Annotated in this window: 17 protein-coding genes and 1 tRNA gene; 13 read left to right on the top strand and 5 right to left on the bottom strand. The window is 66.5% G+C overall.

Annotated elements, in window-relative coordinates; all coding sequences use genetic code 11:
- Positions 1-28: 28 nt before the first annotated feature.
- Positions 29-2,776, bottom strand: coding sequence for a TonB-dependent receptor (locus AC3IRM_RS11900; protein ID WP_489203351.1), 2,748 nt, complete (start codon positions 2,774-2,776; stop codon positions 29-31).
- Positions 2,777-3,094: 318 nt separating this feature from the next.
- On the opposite strand from AC3IRM_RS11900, the gene AC3IRM_RS11895 reads away from it, so the two are divergent.
- Positions 3,095-4,027, top strand: a complete 933-nt coding sequence (locus AC3IRM_RS11895; protein ID WP_489203350.1) for an oxygenase MpaB family protein — start codon at positions 3,095-3,097, stop codon at positions 4,025-4,027.
- A 6-nt stretch (positions 4,028-4,033) separates the two neighbouring features.
- Here AC3IRM_RS11895 and AC3IRM_RS11890 read toward each other — a convergent pair whose 3' ends face one another.
- Positions 4,034-5,650 (bottom strand): alpha-glucosidase, encoded by a 1,617-nt coding sequence (locus AC3IRM_RS11890; RefSeq protein ID WP_489203349.1) that lies wholly within the window; start codon positions 5,648-5,650, stop codon positions 4,034-4,036.
- A 198-nt stretch (positions 5,651-5,848) separates the two neighbouring features.
- Between AC3IRM_RS11890 and AC3IRM_RS11885 the strand changes: the two genes are divergently transcribed.
- Positions 5,849-7,336 (top strand): MFS transporter, encoded by a 1,488-nt coding sequence (locus AC3IRM_RS11885; RefSeq protein WP_489203348.1) that lies wholly within the window; start codon positions 5,849-5,851, stop codon positions 7,334-7,336.
- A 22-nt stretch (positions 7,337-7,358) separates the two neighbouring features.
- Entirely contained in the window at positions 7,359-9,092 is a 1,734-nt protein-coding gene (locus AC3IRM_RS11880; RefSeq protein WP_489203347.1) for an alpha-amylase family glycosyl hydrolase, read from the top strand.
- Between the two features lie 63 nt (positions 9,093-9,155).
- Here AC3IRM_RS11880 and AC3IRM_RS11875 read toward each other — a convergent pair whose 3' ends face one another.
- Positions 9,156-10,193 (bottom strand): LacI family DNA-binding transcriptional regulator, encoded by a 1,038-nt coding sequence (locus AC3IRM_RS11875; protein WP_489203346.1) that lies wholly within the window; start codon positions 10,191-10,193, stop codon positions 9,156-9,158.
- A gap of 398 nt (positions 10,194-10,591) precedes the next feature.
- Here AC3IRM_RS11875 and thrS point away from each other — a divergent pair, with 398 nt between their 5' ends.
- From thrS to AC3IRM_RS11830, 9 genes are all read left to right on the top strand, one after another.
- Positions 10,592-12,499: a threonine--tRNA ligase gene (gene thrS / locus AC3IRM_RS11870; RefSeq protein WP_489203345.1), complete on the top strand. Its 1,908-nt coding sequence runs from the start codon at positions 10,592-10,594 to the stop codon at positions 12,497-12,499.
- A 66-nt stretch (positions 12,500-12,565) separates the two neighbouring features.
- On the top strand, positions 12,566-13,114 hold the full coding sequence (gene infC / locus AC3IRM_RS11865; RefSeq protein WP_310154800.1) for a translation initiation factor IF-3: 549 nt from the start codon (positions 12,566-12,568) through the stop codon (positions 13,112-13,114).
- Between the two features lie 378 nt (positions 13,115-13,492).
- Complete coding sequence (rpmI, locus tag AC3IRM_RS11860; RefSeq protein ID WP_310154803.1) at positions 13,493-13,690, top strand: 50S ribosomal protein L35; 198 nt, start codon at positions 13,493-13,495, stop codon at positions 13,688-13,690.
- Positions 13,691-13,700: 10 nt separating this feature from the next.
- Entirely contained in the window at positions 13,701-14,060 is a 360-nt protein-coding gene (gene rplT, locus AC3IRM_RS11855; protein ID WP_159678264.1) for a 50S ribosomal protein L20, read from the top strand.
- Positions 14,061-14,207: 147 nt separating this feature from the next.
- Positions 14,208-15,203 carry a phenylalanine--tRNA ligase subunit alpha gene (pheS, locus tag AC3IRM_RS11850; RefSeq protein ID WP_489203344.1) on the top strand — a complete coding sequence of 332 codons (996 nt, stop codon included), beginning with the start codon at positions 14,208-14,210 and terminating at the stop codon, positions 15,201-15,203.
- A gap of 88 nt (positions 15,204-15,291) precedes the next feature.
- Positions 15,292-17,667, top strand: coding sequence for a phenylalanine--tRNA ligase subunit beta (gene pheT / locus AC3IRM_RS11845; RefSeq protein ID WP_489203343.1), 2,376 nt, complete (start codon positions 15,292-15,294; stop codon positions 17,665-17,667).
- Positions 17,668-17,689: 22 nt separating this feature from the next.
- A complete protein-coding gene (locus AC3IRM_RS11840; RefSeq protein WP_232114670.1) occupies positions 17,690-18,001 on the top strand; it encodes an integration host factor subunit alpha in 312 nt (103 codons plus the stop codon).
- Positions 17,994-18,350, top strand: coding sequence for a MerR family transcriptional regulator (locus AC3IRM_RS11835; RefSeq protein WP_096209477.1), 357 nt, complete (start codon positions 17,994-17,996; stop codon positions 18,348-18,350). Before AC3IRM_RS11840 ends, AC3IRM_RS11835 begins: the two co-directional genes overlap by 8 nt.
- 58 nt (positions 18,351-18,408) lie before the next feature.
- Positions 18,409-18,485 (top strand) — tRNA-Pro (locus AC3IRM_RS11830).
- Positions 18,486-18,557: 72 nt separating this feature from the next.
- Here the strand turns inward: AC3IRM_RS11830 and AC3IRM_RS11825 are convergent.
- Positions 18,558-18,725: a hypothetical protein gene (locus tag AC3IRM_RS11825; RefSeq protein WP_489203342.1), complete on the bottom strand. Its 168-nt coding sequence runs from the start codon at positions 18,723-18,725 to the stop codon at positions 18,558-18,560.
- Positions 18,726-18,827: 102 nt separating this feature from the next.
- Here AC3IRM_RS11825 and AC3IRM_RS11820 point away from each other — a divergent pair, with 102 nt between their 5' ends.
- Positions 18,828-20,024 (top strand): TraB/GumN family protein, encoded by a 1,197-nt coding sequence (locus AC3IRM_RS11820; protein WP_489203341.1) that lies wholly within the window; start codon positions 18,828-18,830, stop codon positions 20,022-20,024.
- A gap of 51 nt (positions 20,025-20,075) precedes the next feature.
- Here the strand turns inward: AC3IRM_RS11820 and dxs are convergent, their stop codons facing one another.
- A complete protein-coding gene (gene dxs, locus AC3IRM_RS11815) occupies positions 20,076-21,989 on the bottom strand; it encodes a 1-deoxy-D-xylulose-5-phosphate synthase (RefSeq protein WP_489203340.1) in 1,914 nt (637 codons plus the stop codon).
- Between the last annotated feature and the right edge of the window lie 46 nt (positions 21,990-22,035).

Genomic DNA, 22,035 nt, shown 5'->3' with positions numbered 1-22,035 from the left:
CTTTTCCGGTTTGCGTGATGCGCCGGCGTCAGAACCGGTAATTCAGACCCAGCAGATACGTGCGGCCCCATTCGAGGTTCTCGAGCGGACGGTCGCGCGTGCCGGCGTAGGTGCGATACGCCTCGTTGGTGAGGTTGTTGGCCTGCAGCAGCAGGGTCAGGCCGTCGAACGAGGACCCGTCGCCGAAGCTGTAGCTGATCTGCGCGTCGGTGATGTTCTCGCCGACGACGTAGCGCAGCGTGCGTGCACCGTCGAAGTTGCCGATCTCGCCGATGAAGTCCGAACGCCGACGCTGGCTGACGCGTGCTTCAAAACCGTCGCGCTCGTAGTACGCCGTCAGGTTGTAGACGCGCTTCGACAGGCCCGGCAGATCGATCGGGCCGCTGCCGACGCTGTTGGCGCTTTCGGGGTCGAAGATCTGGATGCTGCTGTCGTTGAAGCTGGCACTGGCCACGATGCCGAAACCGCGCAGCGACTCGGTCCACAGGTCGAACGGCAGCGACGCTGTCAATTCGAGACCCCGCAGCGTCCCGCCCTCACCGTTCTGCGGCGCGGTGAAGTTGCCGATGTTCTGCACCGGCGGCGTGCCGGGACGCGGCATGTAGCTGGCGACGAACGCGGAGAAGTCGTAGTCGTCGACGGTCTGCGTGTAGATGTAGGTGCGCAGGTCCTTGTAGAAGAACGCGGCGGCCACGTAAGCGCGGTTGCCGAAGTACTTCTCCCACGACACGTCGAACGCATACGCGCGCCACGGATCGAGCAGCGGATTGCCGCCGCTGCCGCCCGGGCGTCCGGTGCTCTCGTCGACACCGAACTCCAGCGACGATCGCAACTGGTCCACGCGCGGACGCGCCACCTGCTCGGCCAGGCCCACGCGCACCGTGTGCTCGTTCGGCAGCTGGAACGCGAGGTTCATGCTCGGCAGCACATCGGTGTAGGTCTTGCCGGATTCGAACGGACGCACGTTGCTGCCGGCCGGCTGGGTCGAATCGAAATAGCGCGACGCCGACGACTGGTCGACGCGCTGGATCTGCACGCCGACGTTGCCGGTGACCGTGGCCGCGCCCCATTCGGTGCTGAGGTTGGCGCGCGCGAACGCGCTGGTGATCTTCTCGCTGACCGTCCAGGCTTTGGGGATCAGGTAATCCAGATCCTCGGTGGGCTCGAACACCATGTAACGGTCGACCGCGGCCGGCACGTTCCAGGCGGGGATGTAGCCCACGCCGGCGAAGCCCAGATCGACGAGCCCGTACTGCAGGTCATTGGCGATCGCGGTGTCGCCCTGCGGGCCCAGGTTGATGTTGCCCTCGGGCTGGCGCTTGGACTTCTCGCGGTCGGTGTGGTTGAGGCCGAAGTCGAACTCCGAGAGCCACGTGATCGAGCCGGGGGCGGGCAGGGTGAGACCGATCCGCGCAGCCTTGAGCTCGTCCTCGACCTGCGGCGTTTTGCCGTAGCCCGAGCCGTAGATGGTGTTGGTCAGGAACAGTCGCTCGGGATCGGAATAGTCCAGGCCCGGGGCGAGCTGGGTGAAATCGTTGCTGCGGATGTCGATCTCGATCGTGTCGAGCGACGGATTGGGCAGGCGCTGGGCGTTGTTTTCCAGGCTGAGTTCCGAACGCTTGGCCTTCGACCAGCTGATGTCCGTGAACAGACGCGCCGACTCGAAGTTGAACTCGTTGCTCCAGCCCGCCGCCGAGATGCGGTCTTCGCGACGGTTGTACATGCCGCGGACCAGCGGATAGACGCCGGTCAGCGTGCCGCCGGCGAAGCTGCCGTTCTCGCTGGTGCGCACGTTGCTGTAGACGCACTCGGGATTGCAGGGGAACGAGCCGTTGAACTGGGTGTTCACCTCGAACTGGTTCGCGGTGTCTTCCTGCTCGGCGCGCGAGTGGAACACGTCGAGCGTGCTGGTCCACGCGTTCGACGGGCGGAACTGCAGCGTCGCCATGACACCGTCGCGCTTGGTGTAACCGGTCCGGCGCAACGCCTTCATGCCGTCGGTCGCCCAGGTGCCCTCGGCCAGCCCGGGACGTGCGTCGGTTTTCCACGGCTCGTAGAGGCCGACCTGGTTTTCCTGGATCGGCGTGTCGCTGTGCGAGTAGCCGATCGAGAAGCCGAAGCGGCGATCGGCGGACTGGCCGATCCAGCTGCCGCTGATGCGGTTGCCGTAAGGATCGGTCTTCGCCGCTTCGCCCAGCGAGTTGCGCTGGTAGCGGCCGTTGAGCGTGATCACCGATTCGTTGAAGTTCAGCGGCCGCACCGTCTGCATGTCCAGCGTGCCCGACAGGCCCTGGCCGAACAGGCCGGCGTCGGGGGTCTTGTAGACGGTCACGCCACTGACGAGTTCGGACGGGTACTGGTCGAATTCGACGCTGCGGTTGTCGCCGGTGCTGACCATCTCGCGGCCGTTGAGCAGGGTGGTGGCGAAGTCGGGCGACAGGCCGCGGACGCTGATCACCTGCGCGCGGCCGGCGACACGCTGCGCGGACACGCCGGGCAGTCGTGCGATGGATTCGGCGATGCTGACGTCGGGCAGCTTGCCGATGTCTTCGGCGGAGACCGCCTCGACGATCTGCGTGGCGTCTCGCTTGATCGAAATCGCGCTCTCGATGCCGCGACGGATGCCGGTGACCTTCACCGCATCGAGTTCGGTGGCCTCGTCCGCGGTGGCGGTGTTCGAGGAATTGGTGGTGGTCTGTGCGTGCGCGCCAGCGGCGAGCATCAGCAGTGCCGACGACAGTGCGGCACTGAGCAGGTTGCGATCGAGCTTCGACATCTCCCCTCCCAAGGGTGTCCAGCGGACAGCTGTGTTGCTGCGTTTGTAGCCGTCCATGCACCCGTCAGGGCAGGCGTGGAGCGGGTCGCGGCCATGGTAGTCGCGAGTCCGGAGGCGCAACGCGCACTGCATACGTATTCATTGCGTGACGATCGCAACGATGTCATCGCGCGGGTCGCGACGCCTGTCGAACGGTGCGCGGGAGGCAGCACGGACCATGCCGCGCGCGCGCATCCGGCGGCCGGAACGCGTGCCTCCCGGCAGACAGCGCGGCGACCGGTGATCCGTCCGACGCGTCCGCTCGGCTAGCATTGCTGCATGCCCGCGCCCCTGACCGCACCACTCGCCGCCGCACTCCGCCACTGGGTGCTGGGCGTGTTCCCGCGCGGGCAGAGCGGTATCGATTACGACGCGCCGCCCGGCGATCCGGGCCTGTTCGGACCCGACAGCGCGACCTGGCGGGTGCATGCGGATTTCCCGGGCATGCTCGCCGGCGGCCTCTGTGCGCTGATGCTGCAGGCCTTGCATCCGCAGGTGCTGGCCGGTGTCTGGGACCACTCGGATTTCCGCAACGATCTCGTCGGCCGTCTGCGCCGCACCACCGGTTTCGTCGCCGGCACGTCGTTCGCCGGCACTGTGCAGGCCGACCGGCTGATCGCGCGCGTGCGCACCATCCACGCGCACGTCCGCGGCACCACTGCAGACGGCCTGCCGTATGCGGCAGACGATCCGGCCCTGCTGTCCTGGGTGCATGCCAGCGAGGCCTACGCGTTCCTGCAGGGCTTTCGCGCCTATTCCGGCGTCGAAACGCCCGGCTGGGCGCAGGATCGTTACTACGCCGAAGGCCAACGCGTGGCCGCCGCGCTGGGCGCGATCGAGATTCCCGCCGACCGCGGCGGAATGGCCGCGTACTTCGATTCGATGCGGCCTGCATTGCGCTACGACGGCCGCGCGCGTGAAGTGCTCGAGGTGCTGGCGCAGATCCGCCTGCCGGTCCCCGGCGCGGCAATCTCCCGCGGTCTCTTCCTCGGCGCTGGCGCTGCGCTGCTGCCGCCCTGGGCCGAGCGGATGCTCGGCATCACCACGCTGCAGCGTGCCCGCCACCGTGCCTGCGCCCGGGCCTTGCGCGGCCTGGCGCCGCTGTTCCACATTGCGTTGCCGGATGGCGCAGGTGCGCGCGCCTGCAGACGTGTCGGGGTGTCACCGTCGATCCTGCGCACGTGGTCACAGGCACCGAAGACCGACGGCTGATCCGGCTCAGTCGTCGGCGTCCAGTGTTGCGACGTACACGCCGTGCGCAGGCAGGCGCAGGACACCATCGTGCAGTTCGCCCATCGGCAGGCCATGGCCCGACAGCGGCTGCGCGTCCTGCGTGACACGCCATTCGACCGGCGATGCCGAGAGGTTGAACGCGACGAGCACCTGCACGTCATCCTGCTCGCGCACGAAGGCCAGCACCGGCTCAGGCGTGTCGAGGAAATCGATGCTGCCGGTGCGCAGCGCGGGCTGCGTACGGCGCCACTGCAGGAAGCGGCGGGCATGGGCGAGCACGGAGTCCGCATCGGCGTCCTGCGCCGCGACGCTCATCGTGCGATGCGCTTCGGGAATCGGCAGCCAGGGCGTACCGGTCGAGAAGCCGGCGTCGGCATCGGCGGTCCACGGCATCGGCGTGCGGCAGCCGTCGCGGCCCTTGAAGTTCGGCCAGAAGGTAATGCCGTAGGGGTCGCGCAGCGCCTCGAACGGCACGTCCGCTTCGGTCAGGCCGAGCTCCTCGCCCTGGTAGAGACACACCGAACCACGCAGCGTGCAGACCAGCGCGATCATCTGGATCGCGAACGCCGCGCCGGCGTCGCCGCCGCCCCAGCGCGTGACCGCACGGACGACGTCGTGATTGGAGATCGCCCAGCACGGCCAGCCGTCCATCGCGCTTTCGAGCCGCTGCACGGTGTCGCGGATATAGCCGGCGCTGAAGTCTTCGACCAGCAGCTCGAAGCTGTAGCCCATGTGGAGCCGGCCGGGGCCGGTGTACTCGGCGGTCGTCGCCAGCGAGTCCTCCGAGGAGATCTCGCCGAGCGCGGCGACGTCGGTGTAGCCGTCCATGAGCACGCGCAGGCGTTCGATGAAGCCGATGTTCTCCGGCTGCGTGTTGTTGTAGTGGTGGTACTGGAACGCGTAGGGATTGTCGGGCGAGAAACCGCGGCCGATGCGCAGCGCTTCGGGCTTGGGCGGGTTGTCGCGCAGCTGCGCGTCGTGGAAGCAGAAGTTGATCGAATCGAGCCGGAAGCCGTCGACGCCGCGGTCGAGCCAGAAGCGCACGTAGTCGAGCGTCGCCTGCTGCACGTCGGGATTGTGGAAATTGAGGTCGGGCTGGCTCGACAGGAAATTGTGCAGGTAGTACTGCCGGCGCCGCGGCTCCCACTTCCACGCCGGGCCGCCGAAGATCGAGAGCCAGTTGTTCGGCGGCGTGCCATCGGGCTTCGCATCCGCCCACACGTACCAGTCGGCCTTCGGGTTGTCGCGCGATTCGCGGCTTTCGCGGAACCAGTCGTGGGCGTTCGAGGTGTGGCTGAAGACCTGGTCGATCATCACCTTCAGGCCCAGCGCATGCGCCTTGGCCAGCAGCGCATCGAAGTCGGCCAGCGTGCCGAACATCGGGTCGACGTCGCACTGGTCGGCGATGTCGTAGCCGAAGTCTGCCATCGGCGAGCGGAAGAACGGCGACACCCAGATCGCATCGACGCCGAGCGAGGCGACGTGGTCGAGGCGCGCGATGATGCCGGGCAGGTCGCCCACGCCATCGCCATCGCTGTCCATGAAGCTGCGCGGATAGATCTGGTAGATCACCGCGCCGCGCCACCAGGGACTTTCGCTCATCGCAGATCTCGTCGCGCGCCGGACAGGGCGCGGAGCGAAAGTAGTGCATCGCACAGGGCCCGGGAAAGCGCGCAATGCGATCGCATGCGATGAATACGTATGCAGTTCGCGGCGCGCCGCGAGACGCTCGCTACCATGCAGCCATGCACGCACCGGCGTTGGTGCGGGCAGCGGTCCTTGGGAGGGGAGTCGCAGCACATGCGCAACGCGAAACCGCAGCTGTCGTTCTGGCAGATCTGGAACATGTGTTTCGGCTTTCTGGGCATCCAGTTCGGATTCGCTCTGCAGAACGCCAACGTCAGCCGTATCTTCCAGACGCTGGGCGCGGACATGGAGCAGGTGCCCGGTCTGTGGATCGCCGCGCCCCTGACCGGCCTGCTGGTGCAGCCGGTGATCGGCTATTTCTCCGACCGCACCTGGACGCGTCTCGGCCGTCGTCGCCCGTACTTCCTGTGGGGCGCGATCTTCTCCACCGCGGCACTGCTGGTGATGCCGAACTCGCCCGCGCTGTGGATCGCCGCCGGCACGCTGTGGGTGCTCGACGCCTCGCTCAACGTGTCGATGGAACCGTTCCGCGCCTTCGTCGGCGACCAGCTGGCGCCGAAGCAGCGGCCCAGCGGCTACGCGATGCAGAGCTTCTTCATCGGCGTCGGCTCGGTCGTCGCGAGCGCCTTGCCGTTTGTGCTGGCGAAGTTCGGCGTCGCCAATACCGCCGGCCCTGGCGAAGTCCCCGACACCGTGCGCTACGCGTTCTATTTCGGCGGCGCTGTGCTGCTCGGCGCGGTGCTGTGGACGGTGCTGCGCACGCGCGAGTATCCGCCCGAGGCGCTGGCCGCATTCGACGATGCGTATCCGCCGGGCACCGTCGCTGGCGCCGATGTGCCCGTGCCGTCGGCCACCGGGGGCCTGCCGTGGCTGCTGGTCGGCATCGCCGGTGTCGCCCTGGTCTGGTCGATGGGCTGGGACCGCATGCTCTATGTCCTCGCCGCACTGCCCTTGGCCTACGGATTGCTGCGGCAGTTCGCGGCGGTGCGCGGCGACGGCATGGTCGCCGCGATCGCCGGCGACCTCCATGCGATGCCGACGACGATGCGCCAGCTCGCCATCGTGCAGTTCTTCTCGTGGTTCGGCCTGTTCGCGATGTGGATCTACACCACCGCCGCCGTCGCGCAGACCCATTACGGCACCACCGACCCGCAGTCGGCCGCCTACAACGAAGGTGCGAACTGGGTGGGTGTGCTGTTCGCCGCCTACAACGGCTTCGCCGCACTCGCGGCAGTCGCGATTCCGTGGATGGCGCGCGTGCTCGGTCTGCGCATGACCCATCTGGTGAACCTGTGGCTGGGCGGCGCGGGCCTGGTGTCGATCGCCTTCATCCGCGATCCGCAGTGGCTGCTGCTGTCGATGGCCGGTGTCGGCTTCGCCTGGGCCTCGATCCTCTCGCTGCCGTATGCGCTGCTGTCCGACAGCCTGCCCGCGCACAAGATGGGCGTGTACATGGGCATCTTCAATTTCTTCATCGTCATTCCGCAGCTGGTCGCGGTCAGCACACTGGGCTTCCTGCTCGGCCACGTGTTCGGCGGCGCGCCGATGCGCGTGCTGATGCTCGGCGGTGCGAGCCTGGCGATCGCCGGACTGTTCGCACTACGCGTCTCGCGGCCACTGTCGGAACAGGCCGCACGATGACATCCACTACAGGAGTTTCCGCATGACCCGAGCCTCGACCGTCGCCATTGCCGCGCTGCTGTGTGCGGGCTGCAGTTCCGCGGGCGCTGTCCGGACGGGGCAGGTGGCCGATCAGGAGGGTCTGTACGGCACGCGCGAGCCCTTCGCTGCGCACGCGGTCTACTTCGTCGTCACCGACCGCTTCGTCAATGGCGACACGTCCAACGATCGTCGCGACCAGGGTGGCGCGCATCGCACGTTCGACATTCCCGTGCGCTGCCCCGACGGCATCGACGGCAATATCGGGTATCTCGGCGGCGACTTCCGCGGTGTGCTCGACAACGCCGGCTACATCCGCGACATGGGCTTCGGCGCGGTGTGGATCACGCCGATCGTCGACAACCCGGATGAAGCCTTCACCGGAGGCGACCCGGTCGAATGCGGCAGCTCGCTGACGGATCGCGGCAAGACCGGCTACCACGGTTACTGGGGCACGAACTTCTACCGTGTCGACGAGCACCTGCCGAGCGCCGACCTCGATTTCCGCGGTTTCACCGATGGCATGCGCGCCGCCGGACTGAAGACCGTGCTCGACATCGTCGGCAACCATGGCGCGCCGTCGTGGACGATGCCCGAGGCGCAGCCCGGCTTCGGCCAGATCTTCGACGCCGAGGGACGCCTGATCGCCGATCACCAGAACCTGCCGCCGCAGCAGCTCGATCCCAAGGGCAATCCGCTGCACGCCTTCTACAACGCGACCGGCGTGGTGGATGGCAAGACCGGTTCGATCTTCGACGGCAACCTCGCCCAGCTCTCCGATTTCGACGCCGCCAATCCGGTGGTCTTCGAGTATCTCGCCGGCGCCTACGAGCAATGGATCGGGCAGGGCGCCGACGCGTTCCGCATCGACACCATCGCCTGGATGCCACATGCATTCTGGAAGCGTTTTTCCGATCGCATCCGCAGCCGGCACCCGGGCTTCTTCATGTTCGGCGAAGCCTTCGACTACAACGCCGACAAGATCGCCGAGCACACCTGGGCACGCAACGGTGGGGTGAGCGTGCTCGACTTCCCGATGAAGCAGGCGATGGACGAGGTCTTCGCGGGCGATGCCGGCTTCGAACGCCTCGCGCCGGCGCTGCATCTCGAGCGTGGGCCCTATGCCAATCCCTATGACCTGGCGACGTTCTACGACAACCACGACATGCCGCGCATGGCGGCCAGCGATTCCGGCTTCATCGACGCCCACAACTGGCTGTTCACCGCGCGTGGCATTCCGGTTGTCTACTACGGTTCGGAAACCGGCTTCATGCGCGGCCGCGCCGAGCACGCCGGCAATCGCGCGTACTACGGACAGGCCCGTGTCGACGCCGGCGCGCAGAGTCCGATCCACACCGCGCTGACCCGCATCGCGACCCTGCGCCGCGATACGCCCGCCCTGCAGCGCGGGCTGCAGCTGGTCGTCGATCTAGAAGGCGACCACGCCGCGTTCTATCGCGTACTCGACGACAGCGACGCATGTCAGACCGCGCTGGTGCTGCTCAACAAGGGCGACGCACCCTGGCGCGCCACGCTGGACGCGACGCAGGTCGCCGATGGCGAGTGGCGTGATGCACTCGGTGACGGTCCGGTGGCGGTGGACGGCGGCGCGTCGATCGACGTGCCCGCGCATGGTGTGCGGGTACTTCTCCGCGAAGACGTCGCGGTGCCCGTGGCGCTCCGGGAACGGCTGCAGGCGCTGATGGCCGCGCGCCTCGGTGGCCCCGACGCAGAGTAATTGCACTGCAGGCGCGCGCTACGGCGTGGGCGCGGCAGGCCCCATTCGTCTGCCGGCGCGCACCTATGACGTGCGTTTGTCGGTCGATTCGCGCACCACCAGCGACGTCGGCATGCGCAGGCTTTCCGCCGGCTCGCCCACGACCAGTCGCATCAGCGTGTCCACCAGCAGTTCGCCGGCCTTGATCGTGTCCTGTACGACCGTCGTCAAGGCCGGCGTCGTCATGCGCGCGGCGGGGATGTCGTCGAACCCGGCGATCGCGATGTCCTCGGGCATCCGCAGGCCGTGCTCGGCGAACGCGTGCATCGCACCGATCGCGATGAGATCGCTGGCTGCGAACACGGCATCGAACGGCAGACCGCGGCGCAACAGCTCGGTCGCCGCGGCGTGGCCCGAATCCTCTGCGCTCTCCGCATCGACCTGCAGCGCCCGTTCCATCGGCAGGCCGCGTGCCTGCAGCGCGGACTCGCAGCCGAGCCAACGGTCCAGGAATTCCGGATAGCGACTCGACGCATCGCCGAGAAACGCGATACGTCGATGACCGAGGTCCGCGAGATGCGCGCCGACCAGCGCGCCGCCGCCCATGTTGTCGCAGCCGATGGAGATGCCGGGCTGCTCGGGCAGCACCGCGCCCCAACGCACGAACTGCGTGCCCTGTTCGACCAGCGTGCGCAGCTTGCCCTGGTAGGCGAGGTAGTCGCCGTAGCCGAGGAGAATGAGCCCGTCGGCCTTGTGGCTGTCACCGTAATCGGCGTGCCAGTCGTCGGACAGTTGCTGGAACGAGATCAGCAGGTCCTGGCCGTGTCGCGCGCAGGCGCGGGTGATCGAGCCGAGCATCGGCAGGAAGAACGGATTGATGTGCGACTGGTCGCTGGTCGGATCCTCGAACAGCAGCAGTGCCAGCGTGCCCGACTGCTGCCGACGGAGGTTGGACGCGTTTTTGTCGACCTTGTAGTTGAGCTCGCGCGCGATCGCCAGAATGCGCTCGCGCGTCTCCGGGTTCACGGACGGATGTCCGCGCAGCGCCCTCGACACCGTGGGCTGTGACACCCCGGCGATGTGGGCGATGTCCAGGGACGTCGGCTTGCCTTTGATCGTCATCGGGGCTGCGCAGGGCGGCGGGAGCTCGATCGATGATGCCACGCGGCGGTTGGTTCTTTGTCCGGCTGCGGCGCGTAGAGGTCGGGGGGCCACAATCCGGCCGTCTATCGGGCGCCCCCGGCGCCCTGGGCCCGCAGGCCGGCGTTCTCGGCTAGAATCGGCCGCTCCGCTCCATCAGGAACAGGTGGCCCGCGACCCCGCCGGCCGAGCGTGCGACATGAGCACTACCACCGCCCATCGCTGACCGTTCCCGGGTGTGCCATCAGGCGCCCTCGCGGCGCTTTTTTTATGGCCGCCAAGCGGCTATGCGGATTTCTGGCGTGGGGGTTCGGATTGAACGTACCGAATTGCCACCATTCCGGATCCCCGACCCCTCATTCCCAATCCCGGTTCTCGCCATGATCACGATCACGCTCCCCGACGGCAGCCGCCGCGAATTCGAACAGCCCGTTTCCGTCCTTGAGGTCGCCCAGTCGATCGGCCCGGGACTGGCCAAGGCCACCGTCGCCGGCAAGGTCGACGGCCGCCAGGTCGACGCCTCCGATGTCATCGATCATGACGCGACGCTGCAGATCCTGACCCCGAAGGACGCCGAAGGCGTCGAGATCATCCGCCACTCCTGTGCGCACCTGGTCGGCCATGCGGTCAAGCAGCTGTATCCGGACGCGAAGATGGTCATCGGTCCGGTCATCGACGACGGCTTCTACTACGACATCTACAGCGAGCGCCCGTTCACGCCCGAGGACATGGCCGCGATCGAGACGCGCATGGCCGAGCTGGTCGACACCGAGTACGACGTCATCAAGAAGATGACGCCGCGCGCCGAGGTCATCGAGACCTTCAAGGCCCGCGGCGAGGACTACAAGCTGCGCCTGATCGACGACATGTCCGCCGACATCACCCAGATGGGTCTCTACCATCATCAGGAATACGTCGACATGTGCCGCGGCCCGCACGTGCCGAATACGCGTTTCCTCAAGGCCTTCAAGCTCACGCGCATCTCCGGCGCGTACTGGCGCGGCGATTCCAAGAACGAGCAGCTGCAGCGCATCTACGGCACCGCGTGGGCGGATTCCAAGCAGCTCAAGGCCTACATCCAGCGCATCGAGGAAGCCGAGAAGCGCGACCATCGCCGCATCGGCAAGCAGCAGGAACTCTTCCACCTGCAGGAGGAAGCGCCGGGCCTGGTGTTCTGGCACCCGAAGGGCTGGGCGCTGTGGCAGGTCGTCGAGCAGCACATGCGCGGCGTCTACCGCGACAGCGGCTATGGCGAGGTGCGCTGCCCGCAGATCCTCGACGTGTCGCTGTGGCAGAAGTCCGGCCACTGGGACAACTACAAGGACAACATGTTCTTCACCGAGTCGGAGAAGCGCACGTATGCGGTGAAGCCGATGAACTGCCCGGGCCACGTGCAGATCTTCAACCAGGGCCTGCACAGCTACCGCGACCTGCCGATCCGCTACGGCGAGTTCGGCAGCTGCCATCGCAACGAGCCCTCGGGCGCGCTGCACGGCATCCTGCGCGTGCGCGGTTTCACCCAGGACGACGGCCACGTGTTCTGCACCGAATCGCAGATCGAATCCGAAGTGACCGCGTTCCACCAGCAGGCGCTCAGCGTCTACACGCACTTCGGCTTCGACGAGATCCAGATCAAGATCGCGCTGCGGCCCGAATCGCGCCTCGGCGATGACGCGACCTGGGACAAGGCCGAAGCCGCGCTGCGCAATGCGCTGTCGGCCTGCGGCGTCGCGTGGGAAGAGCTGCCGGGCGAGGGCGCGTTCTACGGCCCGAAGATCGAGTATCACCTCAAGGACGCGATCGGCCGCACCTGGCAGCTGGGCACGATGCAGGTCGATTTCATGATGCCGGGCCGCCTGGGCGCGGAATACGTCGACGAGCACAGCCAGAAGCAGGTGCCGGTGATGCTGCACCGCGCGATCGTCGGCTCGATGGAGCGTTTCATCGGCATCCTGATCGAGCACCACGCCGGTGCGTTCCCCGCCTGGCTGTCGCCGGTGCAGGCGGTGGTGATGAATATCACCGACGCCCAGGCCGATTTCGTCGAGCAGGTTCGGAAATCCCTTGCAAATCAAGGGGTCCGCATCGAGGCCGATTTGCGGAACGAAAAGATCGGCTATAAGATCCGCGAGCACACGCTGCAGCGGGTGCCGTATCTGATCGTGGTCGGGGACCGCGAGAAGGAAACCGGCGCCATCGCCGTTCGGACGCGCTCCGGGGAAGATCTGGGTACGATGCCGATCGACGACTTCGTTTCACGCCTTCGCGCCGAACACGCGGCAGCATGAGTTCTTCACCGGCGCGGGTCCATCATGGATCGCGCCGGTCGCCCCGTTGGTTGACGAACCGGCGGTATGTTCCACATTGGAGATCGCAGTATTAGCACCCCTGACAACAAGCAGAATCGGCGCAACCAGGACATCCGCGTACCGCGGGTGCGTGTGATTGGTTCGGACGGAGAAATGCTCGGCATCCTGACGCGCGAAGAAGCGCTGAAGGCGGCTGAGGATGAAGCTCTGGATCTGGTGGAAATCCAGCCGAACGCGGATCCGCCGGTCTGCAAGATCATGGACTTCGGCAAGTTCAAGTTCGACCTTCAGAAGAAGGCGAACGAAGCCAAGAAGAAGACCAAGCAACAGGAAATCAAGGAACTCAAGTTCCGGCCCGTCACCGATGAAGGCGACTACCAGATCAAGCTGCGCAAGATGCGCGGGTTCCTCGAGGACGGCGACAAGATCAAGGTCAATATCCGCTTCCGTGGCCGCGAGATGAGCCACCAGGAACTGGGTCGCGAGATGGCGTCGCGCATCGAGGCCGACCTGGGTGAGGACATCGTCATTGAATCGCGTCCGCGCCTCGAAGGCCGGCAGATGGTGATGATGATCGCGCCCAAGAAGAAGTAATCCCGCGCTTCGCGGGGATTGCCTCTGGCCTCTTTTCCGGAAGGGGCCCGGGTCGAAGGGGCGCCACAAGGCGCCTCTTTCAGTTTCTGATTGGCGCAGTAGTGGGGTCGGAAGAGTCGACTGCTGGAACGTGTTCAATGCCACCTGTTGCGGTCAGTCGAGGCGATCGGCCGACGCCTTCGCCAAGCCGATGATTTGCAAGCCGAATCCCCGCACGGCATAATGCGCGGCTCCCCGGTCCACTGGGGTGGCAGATTCATCCAGGACCCGCCTGGATTCCCTCGTGGGATCAAAGGCTTAAAACCGGCATGGGCAGGACGGAAAGCGTGGCGCCAGCCACCGCCCAGTCAGTACTCGTATCCCACAAGGACTCTCGCAATGCCCAAGATCAAGACGCACCGGGGCGCCGCCAAGCGGTTCCGGAAGACGGCGTCCGGCAAGTACAAGGCCGGCCACGCAAACCGTAGCCACATCCTCACGAAGAAAACGACCAAGCGGAAACGCGGTCTCCGGCAGACGAACATCATCTGCGCGTCAGACAGCGGCCGTCTCGATCGCATGCTTCCGTATCTCTGAGGACTGAACAATGGCACGAGTCAAACGTGGTGTGCAGGCACGCCGCCGTCACAAGAAGGTTCTCGGCCGCGCGAAGGGCTACTACAACGCCCGCCGCAAGGTCTTCCGCGTCGCCAAGCAGGCCGTCATCAAGGCCGGCCAGTACGCGTACATCGGTCGCAAGCTCAAGAAGCGCGATTTCCGTTCGCTGTGGATCACGCGTATCAACGCGGCCGCACGTCTGAACGGCATCAGCTACAGCCGCTTCATGAACGGTCTGCTCAAGGCCGGCATCACCCTGGATCGCAAGATCCTGGCTGATCTCGCGGTCAACGATGCAACCGGCTTTGCCGCGCTCGCCGAGAAGGCTAAGGGCGCGCTGGCGGCCTGAGGCCGTCGTCTCCACCGTAACGCGGTACTGCCGCCGGATCCGTCCGGCGGTCACGTGGGGAAGGGCGCAAGTCCTTCCCCATTGTTGTTTGTGGCGCCGGATATTCCGGGCGCGACATTTCTCCATCAGCGACGGGCCCGCAGTGCGATGAGCGAAATCGACTCCCTTTCGAACCAGGCGCTTGCCGATATCGAGGCCGCCACCACCCCCGAGGCGCTCGAAACACTGCGCGTCGGGCTGCTCGGCAAGAGCGGCAGCATCACCGCGCAGCTCAAGGCGCTGGGCGCATTGCCTGGCGACCAGCGCAAGGCCGCCGGCGAGGCGATCAACCGCGCGCGCGATGTCATTAGTGCCGCGCTGTCGACGCGCAAGATCGCGCTGGATGACATCGCGCTCGATGCGAAGCTGTCCTCGCAGACCATCGACGTCACCTTGCCGGGCCGCAGCGGTGCGCGCGGTGGCGTGCATCCGATCAGCCGCACGCTCGAGCGCATCGCCGACATCTTCGGCCGCCTGGGTTACGAGCTCGCCGACGGTCCCGAGATCGAGGACGACTGGCACAACTTCGAAGCACTGAACTTTCCGCCGCACCATCCTGCGCGCGCGATGCACGACACGTTCTACTTCGGCGACGGCCGGCTGCTGCGCACGCACACTTCCGGCGTGCAGGTGCGCTACATGGGCGAGCACGCGCCGCCGCTGCGCATGATCGCCGCCGGCAAGGTCTACCGCTCCGACAGCGACCAGACGCACTCGCCGATGTTCCACCAGGTGGAAGGTCTGCTGGTCGACGAGCACGCGACGTTCGCCGATCTCAAGGGCACGCTGAGCGAATTCGTGCGTGCGTTCTTCGAGCGCGATTTCGAGATGCGTTTCCGCCCCAGCTATTTCCCGTTCGTCGAACCCGGCGCCGAAGTCGACATCGCCTGGCAGCAGGCCGACGGCAGCACGCGCTGGCTCGAGGTGCTGGGCTGCGGCATGGTCCACCCGAACGTGCTGAAGGCCGTCGGCATCGATCCCGAGCGCTATACCGGCTTCGCCTTCGGTCTCGGCGTCGAGCGCTTTGCGATGCTGCGTTATGGCGTCGACGATCTGCGCGCGTTTTTCGACAATGACGTGCGCTTCCTGCGCCAGTTCGCGTAAGTCCAGGCGCGTCGTGCCTGCATCTTCTCCGCGTCATCCGTAGCGAACAGGTCCCGCAGTGCCGGGACGACGATTCCAAGAGAGCGCCATGAAATTTTCCGAGAACTGGCTGCGCCAGCACGTCAAGACCGATGCCACCCGTGACAAGCTGGCGGCGACGCTGACCGCGATCGGCCTGGAGGTCGAGGAGATCACGCCACTGGGCGAGACGCTCGATGGCGTTGTCGTCGCGCGCATCGTCTCGGCGGAGAAGCATCCCGAAGCCGACCGTCTGCAGGTCTGTCAGGTCGATGTCGGCGGACAGATGCTGCAGATCGTCTGCGGTGCGCCGAACGCCCGTCCAGGCCTGGTCGCGCCATTGGCATTGATCGGCACGACCGTCGGCACGTTGACGATCCAGGCCGCGCAACTGCGCGGCGTCGATTCCAACGGCATGCTGTGCTCGGCCAGGGAGCTCGGCATCGATGCCGATGCATCCGGCCTGCTCGAACTGCCCGACGATGCGCCGATAGGCGCGCCGCTGGCCGGGTATCTCGGACTGCCCGACGCCACCATCGAGCTCAAGCTCACGCCGAACCGTGCCGACTGCTTCGGCATCCGCGGGATCGCGTTCGATGTCGCCGCCGCGTGCGGCAGCGAAGTCGTCGCGCTCGATGCGCCCGCGGTGGCGGCGACATCGGAGGCATCGCTGCAGATCGCTCTCCACGCGGGCGCCGATGCGCCGCGTTATCTCGGTCGTGTGATCGAAGGCATCGATGCGACGCGTCCGACGCCGTCGTGGATGGCGGAACGTCTGCGCCGCAGTGGCATCCGGCCGGTCAGCTTTCTCGTCGACGTCACCCAGTACGTGATGCTCGAACTCGGCCAGCCGATGCATGCATTCGATCGCGACCTGCTCACCGGCCCGGTCGGCGTGCGGCGTGCGCGCAAGGGCGAGACGCTCAAGCTGCTCGACGGTCGCGACGTGGCGCTGGACGAGCAGTTCCTCGCGATCACCGATGCGGACCGCGTCGTCGCGCTTGCCGGCGTGATGGGCGGTTTCGACACGCGCGTGACCGACGGCACCCGCAACGTGTTCCTCGAGTCCGCGCACTTCGCCCCGGACGCGATCATCGGCCGCAGCCGCCGCCTCGGCCTGCACACGGATGCTGCGCACCGATTCGAGCGCGGCGTGGATCCGGAACTGCCGCGGACTGCGATCGAATACGCGACGCGCTTGATTCTCGACGTCGCCGGCGGCAGCGCCGGTCCGGTGACCGCTGCCGAACTCGCTGCGCATCTCGCGCAGCCGCGCACGATCGCGCTGCGTCGCGCACGCGTGACGCGGGTGCTCGGCCTGACCGTTGACGATGCGGAGATCGAACGCATCCTGCGCGCGCTGGGGCTCACCGTCGTCGCCGATAGCGAAGGCTGGCAGGTCACCGCGCCGACGCGCCGCTTCGATCTCGCGATCGAAGAAGATCTGATCGAAGAGGTCGTGCGCATCCACGGATACGACCGCGTGCCGACCACGCTGCCCGGTGGCGCGACGCGCATCGCCGCGCCCAGTGAAACCCGCGTGGCCGAGGCCGAACTGCGCCGGCAGATGGTCGCGCGCGATTGCCTGGAGGCGGTCAACTTCGCCTTCGTCGATGCGTCGCTGCTCGTGGCCTGGCAGGCGGATGCTGGCAGCGTGCCGCTGGCGAATCCGCTGAGCGCCGAGCTCGGCGTCATGCGCACCGCATTGCTGCCGGGGCTGGTATCCACACTCGCTCGCAACCTGTCGCGTCAGCAGGAACGCGTGCGCCTGTTCGAACTCGGCAAGGTTTTCGCGCAGGCGGATACTGTCGGCGCCGCGCCCGTCGAGACCTTGCGCGTGGCCGCCGCGATTGCCGGCGATGCCCGCGCCGAGCAGTGGGGCGATGCAACGCGCCCGGTTGATTACTTCGATCTCAAGGGTGATCTCGAAGCGCTGGCCGCAGTCGCTGGCGCCCATCTGACGTTTGCGCGTTCAACCGCGCCTCACGGGCATCCCGGCCGCTCGGCCGACGTGTTGCGCGACGGCGCGCGCGTGGGCTGGATTGGCGAGCTGCATCCGCGCCTGCTGCGCGCGCTGGACATCGACGTGCCGGTCGTGGCGTTCGAGCTCGATGCGGCGGCGCTGCAGGTTCGTCCGCTGCCACGCGTGGCGGGGCTGTCGAAGTTTCCCTCGGTGCGCCGCGATCTGGCGATTGTCGCGCCCGAGTCGGTCGACTGGTCGACGCTGGAGCGCACCGTACGTGCGTCCGCCGGTCCGCTGCTGGCCGACGTGCGCCTGTTCGACCGTTATGCGGGTCAGGGGGTCGAAACCGGGTTCAGGAGTCTCGCCATGGGCTTGATTCTGCAGGAAAAATCACGCACTCTGACTGATCGCGATGTCGATGCTGTCGTTGCGGACGTGGTGGCTGCGCTCGCGCGCGAACACGACGCGAAGATCCGGGGCTGAGGCCTCACAGGGGGATTGCTGCGTGGCACTGACGAAGGCGGACATGGCCGAGAAGCTCTATGAGGAAGTCGGCTTGAACAAGCGCGAGGCGAAGGAATTCGTGGATGCCTTTTTTGACGTGCTTCGCGATGCGTTGCAGCAGGGCCGTCAGGTCAAGCTGTCGGGCTTCGGCAACTTCGACTTGCGCCGCAAGAACGAGCGCCCGGGCCGCAACCCCAAGACTGGTGAGGAGATTCCGATCTCCGCGCGCACGGTGGTGACGTTCCGCCCGGGTCAGAAGCTCAAGGAACGTGTCGAGGCCTATACCGGCTCGGTGGGCGCGGCCCATGCTTGACCCGGGCAGCAACCGAGAACTTCCGCCGATTCCGGCGAAGCGCTACTTCACCATCGGCGAGGTCAGCGAGCTGTGCGATGTCAAGCCGCACGTGCTGCGCTACTGGGAAACCGAGTTTCCGAGTCTCGAACCGGTCAAGCGCCGCGGCAACCGACGCTACTACCAACGCCACGACGTGCTGATGGTGCGGCAGATCCGCGGCCTGCTCTACGAGCAGGGATACACCATCGGCGGTGCGCGCCTTCGCCTCGAAGGCGAGGGCGCCAAGCAGGAGTCCGCGCTCAGCAACCAGATCGTGCGACAGGTGCGCATGGAACTCGAGGACGTGCTCCAGTTGCTGAAGCGCTGAGCGCGCCGCACAACATGGATGGGCGAATCGCCCGCCAGACGGTATAATTTCCAGATTACGGGGTATAGCGCAGCCTGGTAGCGCACTTGTCTGGGGGACAAGTGGTCGTCGGTTCAAATCCGGCTACCCCGACCAACACATGCGACATCCGAACGGCCCGTGCGCAAGCGCGGGCCGTTCTGTTTGTAGGCAAGTCAGTGGCGAGCGTCAGCTCGCATCGAGCAGCGCGCGACCTTCCTTCGTGAGATCGATATCGCCGTCCTCGGCGAGCACGGCATACCCTGCATTGACGGCCCAGTCGGTCTCGGATTCGGTGATCTGTGTCGTCGTGTCGATGTCGCGCAGGATGCGGCGCTGATCGTTGTCGATCGTCATGACGGTCTTCCGTTGAATGGATGCCGCACCTTACCGATGCCGGTGTGGGCGGGGGGTGGTTGTGTCGACCGGAACCAATCGACTGCGCTCCATCCATGCTGAATGGAAAGCCAGAGCTGTGCCCAAGGTCATGCGCAATTCCGAAGGCTGCTTCGTATGCTCGTTCTTCATTTTCTTGAACGGATCAGGCTTATGGACAAGCGGTTTGGTGTTGCGGCCTTTGCGGTCGCAATGGCAGCGATTCTGACGATCCCCAGTGTGGACGCGCAGGATGCTGCAGCGATCCGGTCCGCGCCCGCCACACAGTCCGATTCATCAGATGTTCGCGATATGGATACCGTCGTCGTCACCGGTGTGCAGCCCGGCCCCGGCCTGTGGCGGGTGCGGCGCGGCGAACACACGCTCTATATTCTCGGCACGCAATCGCCCCTGCCCAAGGCCATGACCTGGCGATCGGACGAGGTCCGCGAGGTGCTCGCCGAAGCCGGCGTGGTGCTCGGCCCGCCGGGCGTGCGGGTGGGCTCGGATATCGGCATCTTCCGGGGCCTGACGATGCTGCCGGCAGCGATGCGCGCAGCAAGAAATCCCGACGGCGCCACGCTGGACGAACTGTTGCCGGCGGATGTCTACCAGCGCTGGTCGGCGCTCAAGCAGCGTTACATCGGGCGCGATCGGGGGATCGAACGGAAGCGGCCGCAGATCGCGGTGTACGAGCTGTATCGCGCCGCGCTCGACGCCAATGGACTGCGCGAGGGCGGCGTCATCACGCCGGTGCTCGACGGTGTCCTCAAAGCGCGCGGCATGAAACTGACGCCAACGACGCTCGAGGTCAAGATCGACGATCCGCGCGCGGCGCTCGCCGAGTTCCGCAAGGAAGGCATGAAGCCCGAGGACGTGACCTGCCTGCGCGAGACGCTCGACGTCATCGAGCGGGGGCTGCCGCAGGTCGCCGCGCGTGCAAATGCCTGGGCCGTCGGCGATCTCGATGTACTGCGGGCGACGGCCGGGCAGGGCAGCCAGCTGCAGGCCTGCATGTCGTCCTTTCTACAGACCGACACCGCGCGCAAGCGCGGTCTCGATGATCTCGAAGCGCGGGTCCGGGCGCATTGGGTGGCGGCGGCCGAACAGGCGCTTGACGCGCATCCGGTGTCGTTCGCGACGCTGTCGGTCAACGATCTGCTGGGCACTGCGGGCTATCTCGCCGCATTGCGACCCCGCGTGGATGCGGTGCTCGCGCCGGACGAGGTGGACACGATCGAAGACGGTGACGCAGAGGGCACCGACGCCGCTACGCCCTGATCCGCGTGCGCTGGACAGCTTCGAGGCTGTCCGGCGCTTCGCTTCGGTGACTCAGCCTGTCGCGGCCTGCACACCGGCGGCAGGTCGCGCTGCCAGATCCGGCCAACGCGTGAGCACGGCAGCGCGGATGCCTGCAGGATCGAGTCCTGCTTCCGCGAGCAGGTCTTCGCGGCTGGCGTGATGCTGGAACGCATCCGGCAGACCAAGGTGCAGCATCGGCATGGTGACGCCTTCGGCATTGAGCAGTTCGGCGACACCCGAACCGGCGCCGCCGGCGACCACGTTGTCTTCCAGCGTCACGAAACCATCGTGGGTCTTCGTCAGTTCCAGTAGCAGTGCGCGGTCGAGCGGGCGCACGAAGCGCATGTTGACCAGGGTGAGATCAAGTTCGTCGGCCACCACCTCGGCCGCCGGCACGATCGCACCGAACGCCAGCAGCGCAATCCGCGCGCCGCGACGGCGCATTTCCGCCTTGCCGATCGGCAGGGTCTCAAGCCGGGTGTCGATTGCGACACCGGGGCCGGTGCCACGCGGGTAGCGCACCGCTGCCGGGCCTTCGTGACGGAAGCCCGTCGTCAGCATCGTGCGGCACTCGTTCTCGTCGGCCGGCGCCATGACCACCATGTTCGGCACGCAGCGCAGGAAGCTCAGGTCGAGATTGCCGGCATGCGTGGCGCCGTCCGGACCGACGACGCCGCCGCGATCGATCGCGAACAGCACGTCGAGCTTCTGCACGGCGACGTCGTGGACCAACTGGTCGTAGGCGCGCTGCAGAAAGGTCGAATAGATTGCGACGACCGGCTTGGCACCTTCGCAGGCCATGCCCGCGGCCAGCGTCACCGCGTGCTGCTCGGCGATGGCGGTGTCGAAGTAGCGCGTCGGGTATTCCTTGCTGAAACGCACGAGACCCGAGCCCTCGCGCATCGCCGGCGTGATGCCGAGCAGCAGGGGATCAGCCGCGGCCATGTCGCAGATCCAGTCGCCGAACACGTCGGTATAGGTGGGCTTCCTGGCGCCGGCCTTGGCGACCAGGCCCTTGACGGGGTCGAACGGCGACACGGCGTGGTAGCCGATCTGGTCGCCTTCGGCGAGTTCGTACCCCTTGCCCTTGGTCGTGATGACGTGCAGCAGCTGGGGCCCCTTCAGGCCCTTGAGCGTCTTCAGCGTCTCGACCAGTGCCTTGACGTCATGACCGTCGATCGGGCCGGTGTAGTGGAAACCCATTTCCTCGAAGAGCGTGGAGGGGACGAACATGCCCTTCCAGTGTTCTTCCCAACGGCGCACGAACTTCGCGGTCGGATTGTTCTTGTCGCCGAGCAGCTTCTTGCCACTCTCGCGCAGTGCGTTGAGCGTACGGTTGCCGGTCGCCCGGCCGAGCATCTTGGTCAGTCCGCCGACGGCCTCGCTGATCGACATGCGGTTGTCGTTGAGCACCACCAGCACGTCGGGCTCGGGTTCCATGCCGCCTGCGTGATTGAGCGCTTCATAGACCATGCCGGCGGTCATCGCGCCGTCGCCGATCACCGCGACCACTCGGCGGTCGTTGCCGGCCTGGGCGTTGGCGATCGCCATGCCCAGCGCGGCGGAGATCGAGGTCGACGAATGGCCGACGCCGAAGGTGTCGTACTCGGACTCTTCGCGCTTGGGGAACGGCGCTACACCGTCCTTCTGCTTGACGGTGTGGATGCGGTCGCGGCGGCCGGTCAGGATCTTGTGCGGATAGGTCTGATGGCCGACGTCCCAGACCACGCGGTCGTACGGCGTGTCGTAGAGATAATGCAGGACGGTCGTGAGCTCGATCACGCCAAGGCCGGCGCCGAAATGGCCGCCGCTCTTGCCGACGGATTCGATGAGATAGGCGCGCAGCTCGTCGGCGATCGCGGGCAGTTCGGATTCGTCGAACTGGCGGAGGTCGGACGGCGCGTCGATGCGCGCGAGGCGCGGATAGCGCGTGGAGTCGATCATCCCCCAATTGTACGCCGCGCCCCCTTCGCTGGCGTCACCGATCTGT

It is taken from the genome of Luteimonas sp. KH_071, assembly GCF_057838005.1.
This window is presented reverse-complemented; position numbering and strand designations above follow the sequence as displayed.

Excerpts from the sequence above, each read along its gene's own strand:
- AC3IRM_RS11900 (WP_489203351.1), bottom strand. The coding sequence starts at position 2,776 with ATGTCGAAGCTCGATCGCAACCTGCTCAGTGCCGCACTGTCGTCGGCA.
- AC3IRM_RS11895 (WP_489203350.1), top strand. The coding sequence starts at position 3,095 with ATGCCCGCGCCCCTGACCGCACCACTCGCCGCCGCACTCCGCCACTGG.
- AC3IRM_RS11890 (WP_489203349.1), bottom strand. The coding sequence starts at position 5,650 with ATGAGCGAAAGTCCCTGGTGGCGCGGCGCGGTGATCTACCAGATCTAT.
- AC3IRM_RS11885 (WP_489203348.1), top strand. The coding sequence starts at position 5,849 with ATGCGCAACGCGAAACCGCAGCTGTCGTTCTGGCAGATCTGGAACATG.
- AC3IRM_RS11880 (WP_489203347.1), top strand. The coding sequence starts at position 7,359 with ATGACCCGAGCCTCGACCGTCGCCATTGCCGCGCTGCTGTGTGCGGGC.
- AC3IRM_RS11875 (WP_489203346.1), bottom strand. The coding sequence starts at position 10,193 with ATGACGATCAAAGGCAAGCCGACGTCCCTGGACATCGCCCACATCGCC.
- thrS (WP_489203345.1), top strand. The coding sequence starts at position 10,592 with ATGATCACGATCACGCTCCCCGACGGCAGCCGCCGCGAATTCGAACAG.
- infC (WP_310154800.1), top strand. The coding sequence starts at position 12,566 with ATGTTCCACATTGGAGATCGCAGTATTAGCACCCCTGACAACAAGCAG.
- rpmI (WP_310154803.1), top strand. The coding sequence starts at position 13,493 with ATGCCCAAGATCAAGACGCACCGGGGCGCCGCCAAGCGGTTCCGGAAG.
- rplT (WP_159678264.1), top strand. The coding sequence starts at position 13,701 with ATGGCACGAGTCAAACGTGGTGTGCAGGCACGCCGCCGTCACAAGAAG.
- pheS (WP_489203344.1), top strand. The coding sequence starts at position 14,208 with ATGAGCGAAATCGACTCCCTTTCGAACCAGGCGCTTGCCGATATCGAG.
- pheT (WP_489203343.1), top strand. The coding sequence starts at position 15,292 with ATGAAATTTTCCGAGAACTGGCTGCGCCAGCACGTCAAGACCGATGCC.
- AC3IRM_RS11835 (WP_096209477.1), top strand. The coding sequence starts at position 17,994 with ATGCTTGACCCGGGCAGCAACCGAGAACTTCCGCCGATTCCGGCGAAG.
- AC3IRM_RS11825 (WP_489203342.1), bottom strand. The coding sequence starts at position 18,725 with ATGACGATCGACAACGATCAGCGCCGCATCCTGCGCGACATCGACACG.
- AC3IRM_RS11820 (WP_489203341.1), top strand. The coding sequence starts at position 18,828 with ATGGAAAGCCAGAGCTGTGCCCAAGGTCATGCGCAATTCCGAAGGCTG.
- dxs (WP_489203340.1), bottom strand. The coding sequence starts at position 21,989 with ATGATCGACTCCACGCGCTATCCGCGCCTCGCGCGCATCGACGCGCCG.